This is a genomic window from Bartonella sp. CM86QHHN, from assembly GCF_042194695.1.
Classification (GTDB): domain Bacteria; phylum Pseudomonadota; class Alphaproteobacteria; order Rhizobiales; family Rhizobiaceae; genus Bartonella.
In genome coordinates, this window is sequence record NZ_JBHIND010000104.1 from 18,888 (window position 1) to 29,375 (window position 10,488).

General features: G+C 34.8%; 4 protein-coding genes. All 4 read left to right on the top strand.

Annotated elements, in window-relative coordinates:
- Positions 1 to 635 precede the first annotated feature (635 nt).
- Positions 636 to 5,606 carry a DEAD/DEAH box helicase gene (locus tag ACFIKX_RS10435; protein ID WP_375629506.1) on the top strand — a complete coding sequence of 1,657 codons (4,971 nt, stop codon included), beginning with the start codon at positions 636 to 638 and terminating at the stop codon, positions 5,604 to 5,606.
- Positions 5,607 to 7,231: 1,625 nt separating this feature from the next.
- A complete protein-coding gene (locus ACFIKX_RS10440; protein ID WP_375629509.1) occupies positions 7,232 to 7,873 on the top strand; it encodes a hypothetical protein in 642 nt (213 codons plus the stop codon).
- An 81-nt stretch (positions 7,874 to 7,954) separates the two neighbouring features.
- Positions 7,955 to 9,118 carry a hypothetical protein gene (locus ACFIKX_RS10445; RefSeq protein ID WP_375629511.1) on the top strand — a complete coding sequence of 388 codons (1,164 nt, stop codon included), beginning with the start codon at positions 7,955 to 7,957 and terminating at the stop codon, positions 9,116 to 9,118.
- 98 nt (positions 9,119 to 9,216) lie between these two features.
- Positions 9,217 to 9,996: a hypothetical protein gene (locus ACFIKX_RS10450; protein ID WP_375629514.1), complete on the top strand. Its 780-nt coding sequence runs from the start codon at positions 9,217 to 9,219 to the stop codon at positions 9,994 to 9,996.
- Positions 9,997 to 10,488: the final 492 nt, after the last annotated feature.

The following is a 10,488-nucleotide window of genomic DNA, read 5'->3' on the forward strand; positions in this document are numbered from 1 at the left end:
TTCCAATAAAACATATAACTTATGTATTCATAAAATGAAACCTTCAAAACATTCCCCATCTATTGGTTTTGGAGGTTTTGGAGGTTTTGGGGGGTATGGGGGTATGGGGGTATGGGGGGTATGGGGGGTATGGGGGGTATGGGGGTTCTTTTTACCCCCCCTTTATATATATTTTTTAGTCAAAAATAAAAGTTATTATATTTCAAGTGGTTAATATTTTACAGATCTAAAAAACAACCTATATTGAAATTACAACCTATAAATTCAACCAATAATATATGTTTTGTAGGTGTTTTGGGGGGGTTAAAAACAGACAAAACCTATCTATAAAATAATTCATAAAACTTATCAAAATACTCATTCTGATGTTTTAAAGTCCATGGTGCATTTGTCTTGATTAACAGGTCAATTAACACATCAAATAAACAGCAAATTTCACTATTTTGCTGATCTGATCCCGTATCATGGGCTGTGGATAAACCGCATTTAAAAAACTTTTTGAAAAAAAATTATCCGCTTTTTAGCATTTTTCGCATTTTTCATACTATTCATTCAAAATGGATTTAATTAACTTCATTTCGATTCTTTTGAAGAGAATTAATCAATAGAGTATATTGTCATGGAGTTTATTCTTTATGTCTCACCTTCATAAGTCTGATCATGAATATGTCTCTTTACGCTCTCTCTTAGAATATTATCGTCAACAAGCAAAATCACCCCGTGAATTGGGAACCATGTTTGAAAACCTTGTAAAAGCTTATTTGACAAACGACCCGCTTCAAAAGCAAGAATACGAAAAGGTTCAAACCTATTGTGAATGGGCGCAAGAGCGTAATGAAGATGGAACGGATATTGGTATTGATTTGATCGCTACAATCCGTGATGAAGGTGGCTATGCGGCTATTCAATGTAAATGCTATGACGCCTCTCACATAATTAAAAAAGAAGATATTGATAGTTTTATAGCAGCGTCTGGCAAGAAAATATTCACCCGTCGTATTCTGATTGATAGCACCGAAACAGATTGGAGTGATAATGTTGAACTGACTTGTGAAGGACAAGAGGTTCGTATTCAACGCATAAACCTTTTTGATTTAGAGAACAGTCAAATCGATTGGGGGGCGTATAAAGAACAAGGACAAGCCGTTCTTAAAGAGCAACCCAAAAAAAAGCTTTTAGATCATCAAAAAGAAGCCCTTGAGAAAGTCTGTGAAGGGTTACAAGAAGCAAACCGTGGCAAGCTGATTATGGCATGTGGTACGGGCAAGACTTTCACCAGTTTGAAGATAGCAGAAACCATAGCAGGTCAAAGCAAGCGTGTTTTGTTTTTGGTGCCCTCCCTTGCTCTTATCTCTCAAACAATCCGTGAATGGACAGAAGATACAGAAGTGCCTTTGCGTTCCTTTGCCGTGTGTTCCGATACACAAGTAGGAAAACGTCGTAAGAATAATAAAAATGATGCTCTTGAATTTGATAGCTCTGATCTTGCCTTGCCGGCTACCACGGATGCAAAAGAACTGGCTAGTAAAGCGGGTAAGGTTTCACATGATCTGATGACCGTGGTGTTTTCCACTTACCATTCAATCCAAGTGATTTCGGATGCGCAAAAAAAGTATGATTTACCCGAATTTGATCTGATCATCTGTGATGAAGCACACCGTACCACTGGAGCTGTGTTAGGAACAGACAAGCGTGAATCTGAATTTATCAAGGTTCATGATAACAGCATCATTCGGGGCAAAAAACGTCTGTACATGACGGCAACCCCTAAGATCTTTACCGACAAGCTGAAAAAGAAGGCTGACGCATCTGATGCTGTTCTGGCGTCCATGGATGATGAAGAGCTCTATGGAAAAAATCTTTACACGTATACTTTTTCAAAAGCTCTAAAAGATAAACTTTTAACACCCTATAAAGTTATCGTCTTGGCTGTTGATGAAGCAATTATTAACGCAACGATTCAGAAACGCCTTAAAGATAAAAATTCCGAACTTATTCTTGATGATACAACTAAAATCATTGGCTGCTACAAAGCACTTTCCCAAATAGAAAAGAAGGAAGAAGATGGCATAAAACCTATGCGTCGTTCTCTGGCTTTTTGTAAAAATATCAAGACGTCTCAATTAGTTAGCGAACTATTCAATGACGCCATTGATGAATATCATAAATTTGTTCCCGAAAGTAAGACTTCTCTTATCTTTGATGTTAAGCACATTGATGGATCTTTTAATGGCAAAAATCGTAATAAATTACTTGATTGGCTTAAAGAAGAGACAGATGAGAATAACTGCCGTGTGTTAACCAATGTCCGATGTCTCTCTGAAGGAGTCGATGTCCCTGCTCTTGATGCGGTTATGTTTTTACACCCGCGTAAAAGTCATGTGGATGTGATACAGGCTGTGGGGCGTGTGATGCGCCGAGCAGAAGGTAAAACAACAGGCTACATTATTTTACCCGTTGGTATTCCCTTTAATATTCCACCACAACAGGCTTTAGAAAACAATACAAAGTATGATGTCATCTGGCAAGTTCTCAATGCTTTGCGTGCTCATGATGACAACTTTAAAAACAAAATAAAAGCCTTAGAGCTGGACCAAGATGTTCGTCATGTGTTTGAGATTGTAGGGGTCACTTTTGACCCTGCTTTACAAGCAATGACCGCAGTTGTTGACGAACTCTCTTTCCACGCGAAATCGGAAAGTGCTGGGCTTCATATTGGTTCAGTAGCAAGTGAAAGCTCTTATAAATATGGAGGACAAAAAGAATTCGAGTTTTATGTTGATGAATTATCGCGTGCTATTAAGCCCATCATTGTCAAAAAATGTGGAGAGACTAATCAGTGGGGAAATTGGGCTGGCAATGTAGCTGCAATTGCACAAAATCATATTATTCGTCTTAAAAGCATACTCGCTGATAAAAAGAGTGAAGCCTTTCACGCTTTTGATGCCTTTCATAAAGAATTAAAGAACGGTTTAAATGACAGTATCGAGCAAGAGGATGCACTTGAGATGTTGGCGCAACACCTTGTGACACGTCCTATTTTTGAATCCTTGTTTGATGGAAATGAGTTTGTGCAAAACAATGCCATTTCACAAGCCATGGAAAAGATCTTAAGAGAACTTGATAAGATGAATATCAAAGACGAAGCCAAAGATCTTGAAAAGTTTTATCAAAGTGTAAAGGATGATACAGAGGGTATTATTGAAACGCGAGCAAAACAGAATCTTATTATCAAACTTTACGAAGATTTTTTTACCAAGGCATTCAAAAAGACAACAGATAAACTTGGGATTGTTTATACGCCTATTGAAATAGTTGATTTTATCTTACATTTCGTCAATGATGTTTTAGAGCAAGAGTTTGGACAAAGCTTAAGTTCTCGAGGCGTCTCTATTCTTGACCCTTTCACTGGAACGGGGACCTTTATTACACGGCTTTTACAATCCAAGCTCATCAAACCAGAGGATATGAAATATAAATTCCGTCATGATATTCATGCCAATGAGATTGTTTTGCTAGCCTATTACATAGCAGCGATTAACATTGAATCGACCTATCATAGTCTTATGAAAGGAGAGTATATCCCTTTTGAAGGAATTTGTTTAACTGATACGTTTTTGATGCTTGAAGAAAAAGATTTTTTTACACGCTATATGTTTGAGAATTCAGAGCGGTGTAAAAAACAGCAGGAAGTAGATATCCAAGTTATTGTTGGCAATCCTCCTTATTCAACAGGTCAAAAAAGTGCTAATGACAATGCAAAGAATACCCCTTATCCCATATTAAATAACCGTATTCGTGAAACCTATGCTGCTCAATCTAAATCAATGAATACGCGAAATTTTTATGACAGTTATATTCGTGCTATGCGCTGGGCAAGTGACCGTATTGGTAATGCTGGGGTAATCGGCTTTGTTTCTGGCTCTGGTTACATAGAAAAATCGACAATGAATAGTTTACGAAAATCTTTAGCCAAAGAATTTACGAGTATTTATGTACTTAATTTACGAGGGGATCTTCGTAAAAATATGTTAAGCAATGGAGCTGCTCAAGAAGGTGAAAATGTTTTTGGTAGTGGTAGTATGACGGGCATTGCCGTGACGCTGTTTATAAAAAATCCCAATACTATTGGACCTTGTAAAATTTACTATCATGATATTGGTGATAATCAAACAAGAGAAAAAAAACTTAAAACAATTAAGGACTTTGGTAGTATTGATGGCATTACACGAAGTAAAAAAGATTGGCAAATAATCACACCAGATAAGCATGGTGATTGGATACGTCAACGTGATGACAGTTTTGAAACATTCTTAGCTTTAGGCGATAAGAGACCTCATGAGAAAAAACTCTTTGAGATTTATTCTTGTGGCATTACGACTAGTCGTGATGCTTGGGCATACAATTCAAGTCGTGCAATTTTAGCGAAAAATATGGGTAACATGATTGCCTTCTATAACAGTGAAGCAGAACGTTTTAATAATGCTTATGCGCACACTGACAGTAAATCACGTACAAAGGCTGTAGATAATTTTGTTAATTCAGATACAAGCAAGATAAGTTGGAGTTTGAATATAAAAAAACAATTAGCAAGAGGTCATATTTTAAAATTTGAAGAAGTCGGTTTTGTTCAAAGTTTATATCGTCCTTTTACACGACAGTGGCTTTATTATAATCGCATTTTTAATGAAGCAATTTATCAAATGCCTCGTATCTTTCCTGTAGAAAAAATGATCAAAAATACAGTGATACAAGTTTCTGCTATAGGGGCAAGAAGTGGATTTTCTGTTATTATGACTAAAGATCTACCTGATTTTCATGCAATAGATACAGGTCAATGCTTTCCAAAATATATTTATGAAGATGCTACGGTTTCAAAAAGTGAGAAACAATCCCATTTATTTGCAAATTCTACAGAGAAAAACACAACAGCTGGTTTACAGAAGCGTGATGCCATTACTGATGAAGGTCTAGACCATTTTAAAGCCGCTTATCCTAATGAAACTATCACGAAAGATGATCTATTCTATTATGTTTACGGTCTTTTACATTCGGAAGATTATCGTGCTCGTTATGCTGATAACCTCTCTAAAGAACTGCCTCGTATCCCTTGTGTAAAGAGTGCTGGTGATTTTTGGAAGTTTGTAACAGCAGGACGTGAATTGGGTCATTTGCATATGAATTATGAAACTGTAGAACCTTATCCAGTGACCTTTAAAAAGGGTAATCCAAAACAGACAGAGATCTCTAATCCCGAAAAGTTTTATTATGTAACTGAAATGAAATTCGCAAAAATTAAGAATAGTAAGGAAAAGGATAAATCAACTGTTTTTTACAATAGCAATATCACAATAACAGATATCCCTCTTGAAGCTTATGAGTATATCGTCAATGGCAAGCCCGCTCTTGAATGGGTTATGGGGCGTCAATGTGTTAAGACTGATAAAAAGAGTGGCATTGTTAATGATGCCAATCGCTATGCTGTTGAAACCGTTGGCAACCCTGCCTACCCTCTAGAGTTATTTCAAAGGGTTATTACTGTAAGTTTAGAAACAATGAAAATCGTAAAAAACTTACCAAAATTGGAAATAAGAGAAACTGAATAACTTATAAAGCATGCTCACATAATGGGTATGATAACTCATAAGGGGTATAAGGTCTTATACCTATAGGTTCTATACCCCTTTATACTCTATACCCTCTTTATACATTGCTTACATACAATCTTTAAAAGGAGTGTTTATATGCGTTATTCTAAAAAGAAGAAACTTGTACTTTTAGATACTCTACTTTGGATTGCTTTAAGACTTTTAAGAAACCCACTCTTAAAGTGAATACACTTCTTTTGAATTGCCTTTAAGAGGTTATACCGTAATCTAAAATGATAGCTTTATTGTTTTCAAAAGCTTTGTTTAAAGAGAGTTATATATATATTCATTTTCTTATATTGCTTATAGGTTTTGAAGGTTTCTCAAACTCTCAAAATATATCTTAGGTTGTATTTATAGGTTGTTTCTTAATATAGATTGCATCTATAAAATGCTAATATATTGAAGTATAATGACTTTTATTTTTCGATTGAAAAAAAATATATAAAGGGGGGCAAAAGGAATATTCAAAATCTTCAAAACTCATAACCATACTGGTCTTGATAGCATTTCTATAAGTTACAAGCTATCTTTTGAAAGGCTTTAAAGGATCACATGATTTTCATAAGATACGTTTTAATGACTCACTAAAATAATCACTTTTGTCAGTTCAATTTACTGACACATAACTGACAAGTTTTAATCAATTCACATCATTGGTTATCTTTAAAGACTGTACTCTTGATATGAGTTATGTTTTAAAGATATTAACCTATTGAAATATAATGTTTTTAATTTTTCTCATTTTAAAAAAAATAATAGAGAGTCTAAAAGGAACTGACAAAACTGACACGGTCTATTAAAAGGGATTTTGCTAATCCTTATAATGATCAATCTCTCTTTAGATATTTTCATAACAATCTATAAATCGCAATTATCCTATTTATCGTTTCTCTTATGAAAATGAAAAATGATGCCATGGCTATAAAGAAGATAACAGCTATAGAGAATGCGTAAAAACAGCAAGGCTTTATAATCATAATGGAAATGAATGCATTGCTTATAAGAGCGCGTTGCCTATTAAGAAAGTTCAAATGATAAATGCGTTATAAACAAATTCACAAAAAATTTTAAATTCATTTAGTGAAAAAATTGATGGGTTATAAAGATAAAAATACGCATTATAAGAGCGTTTTTAAATATTATAAATGTATAGATTCAAAAAACAACGCAATCGTTTTATAAAGACTATAATATAGATTTGAAATCGTATAAATATAAAAGAAGCAATTAATAAGCATAAGATATTTATCAATACACAACGTATTTAAAAAATACAAAAAATATCAAAAAAGATAAAATATTATTTGACAATAAATACGTATTTTGTTATATAAATACTCAAGTGATCAAAACACTAAACTACAAGCGAATAGGTTACGATAAATCTAATCCTGTTATAAAAACTGACTATCTTTTATGCTTTTGTTAGCATATATGATAATTTTGTCGGGTGTAGCTATGCCATACAATACCCTTCGCGAGGGAAAAGCATAGCAACGGACTTGTAGCCGTGTTTTGAGCGCCCGATGCTCTTATAAGGGTGTCAATTTCAAAACGAGTATTTCTACAAGGTTTTAATTATGACAAATATATCAAAAAACACCCCCCTTCTCTCTAACATTTCAAATGAAACTGCATCTGTTAATAAACAAGAGCCTGCAAAAAAATACGAATTTACAGGTGAGACAATAGAGGTTGGCTTTAAAACCCTTCATAGAATTAGAGCTTTAAGAGATTTTGGAGACGTCAAAAAAGGTGAGTTAGGCGGGTTTATACAAGGTGAAAGTAATTTATCCCATGATGGCAATTGCTGGGTGGGCGGTAAAGCCAAGGTTTATAGCAATGCAAGGGTTTACGATAATGCCGTTGTAAGTGGGTATGCCCATGTGAATAATATTGCTTGTATTTATGAAAATGCAAGGGTTTATGGCAAGGCGGTTGTGGCTGGCAATATTTATGGCAATGCTCATGTGTATGGCTTTGCACGTATTTATCCGGATGCTCATATTTTTGGTAATGCTCATGTTCATTATTACGCTTGTGTTTTTAATGATACAAAAATTTATGATAATGCGAAAATTTCCGGATATGCTTGTATTTTTGCAAATGTAAAGATTTTTCGCAATGCGGTCATTAAAGGTGACACTTGGGTTCGCAATAATATTGAAGTCTGTAGTAAAGAAATTGTCTATAATGACCAGTCTATAAAAGACGCTGCGTAAATAAGACACGGGCGCGGCGGGGGCGCCCCTCTTTAAAAATCTCATTCTAAAATTTAATCTTCTTTATAAAGGAATAGTGTTATGCAAAAAAAGTTTGCACTCACAAATGAGACACGTGTATTTAATAATAAAACTCTTTATCGCATTAAGGCATTAAAAGACTTTTCTGATGTCAAAGCAGGTGATCTAGGGGGCTTTATCGAAAAGGAAAGTAACTTATCACATGATGGTAATTGCTGGGTAGCTAATGAGGCTTGTGTTTATAATAATGCTCTTGTTTCTGATAATGCTACTGTTTTTAATTATGCTAGTGTTTTCGATAATGCAACGGTTTGTGATAATGCAAAGGTATTTGATTTTGCTAGTGTTTATGACAATGCAAAAATACATGATAATGCCTTGGTTTTTGGATATGCTTTTGTTTACAAACATGCTCATGTTTTTAATAACGCCGCTGTATGTGATAAGGCTGTTATAAGAGACAATGCAAAAGTCTATGGGAATGCTTTTATTAATTGGTATACACGTATTGAAGACAATGAAACGATTAATCTTGCATCTCAAATTTCTGATGACGCTTGTGTCTCTTTACCTATAACAAAAAAATACGAATTTACGAATGAAACGCGTTGTGTGGCTGGTCATACTTTACACCGCATTAAAGCCATTAGAGATTTTGCTGATGTAAAGACTGGTGATTTAGGTGGTTTTATCGAAAATGAAAGCAATCTCTCTCATGATGGCAATTGCTGGGTCTATGATAATGCTACCGTTTTTTGGGAAGCTGTCGTTTCTGACAATGCAAAAATACATGATAATGCTTGTATTAATAGAAATGCTAAAGTTTATGGCAATGCCGTTGTTAATGATGATGCATGGATTTTCGGTGCAAATGCTCATGTTTATGGCAATGCAAAAATTAATGACAATGCTATCGTTCGTGGTCAAGTTTATGACAATGCCTTTGTTTGTAATAAAGCTAATATCATTTTTGATGCAAAAATCTCTGACAATGCGAAAATTGCTGATAATGCTTATGTAAGGGGCTTTGTTTATGGCAATGCAAAAATATTAGGCTCTGCTCGTATTGATTGGGCTGCTCATGTTTACGATAATGCCGTCGTTTCTGACAATGTATATGTTTGTTACTTAGTAAAAATCTTTGGCAATGCTATAGTTGATGGCAATCAAAAAATTTATGATGATATTGGTAATAATAACAAAACCATAAATGAAGCTGCTTAAATAAAGCATGGGCGTTGTGGGGGCGCCTGCTTTCCAATCCAATTTTCCATTTCAAATTTTAGAAAACGTTTATCACATTAGATTGTGAGGGTACTCCTATGCGCAAAAAATACGAATTAACCAGTGAAATCAAAAAAATCAAACATGCACTTACTCGAAATATTATAACTCTTTATCGCATTCGTGCTTTAAGAGATTTTGATGATGTTAAGACGGGGGATTTAGGGGGCTTTATTGAAAAGGAAGCTAATCTATCCCATGATGGCAATTGCTGGGTTTATGATAAAGCTTGTGTGTATGGCTATGCCGTCGTTTCTGAAAATGCAAAAATACGGCATTTTTCTCAAGTTTGTGGTCAAGTCTATGGGAATTGTGAAATCTATGGCAAGGCTTTCATCTCTCAATACGCAAAAATTTATGACCATGCTTGTGTCTATGGCAATGCTCATGTTTATGGCAATGTTTATGGGTATGCTCATGTGAGTGGTGCTGCCCGCGTTCTTGCTGATGCTCATATTTATGATTATGCTCATGTTTCTTATGATGCTACGGTTTTTAGTTATGCAAGGGTCTATGGTCGTGCCATTGTTGCTGGCTCGGCTCGTATTCATAGCTATGCCAAGGTTTATAATTATGCCTTTATTAATGGTCGTGCAAAAATACATGGCAAGGTCTATGGCGGTGCTTTGGTGGGCGGTTGTGCTGAAATTTATGGCGCTGTTTTTGGCAATGCCAAGGTTTTATTCTATACTAAGGTCTGGGGACGTGCTTATGGCAATGCGAAATTAACCAAGAAAAGCAAAGTAAGGGAAGTTCCTATAAATTATGAGGTTTATGAAAGCGATAACCTTGTCAAGATTGTTGATGAAACAGAATAAAAACAGGCATGGGAGCGCCTTCTTTATGGTTATAAACCCATCATAAAAGAGAGAATTTAAAAAAACCGTGTCAAATGATATGACGCGGCTTTCAAATGTCTATCCTTATGAATCAACCCTAATCAAGGTAATGACACATATATACAAAACGTATTATATTACAAGCGCTCTATGAGAGATATGAAAACTTATCAAAAGGAACGTAAATGATGCATATGATCTTTAATCACTCATTTGAATGAGAGAGCCTATAAACGCTTGTTATGGCTATCAAACGTATCAAACAAATCAAAACGCTCGGTAGCTTTATCAATCCAATCAAAAGCAAATGCATATTAAGTGAATATCTTATAACAAAACGGTTTTTTACATTTACGAGCATTGGTTTTCAAAAGCAGCTTTTCATAAAACAAATAAACAATTATGGTTTTTTGTTACCATTTTTATCAAGTCAATTTTATTAATAATAGTTATTAAAAAATCACAAAATTA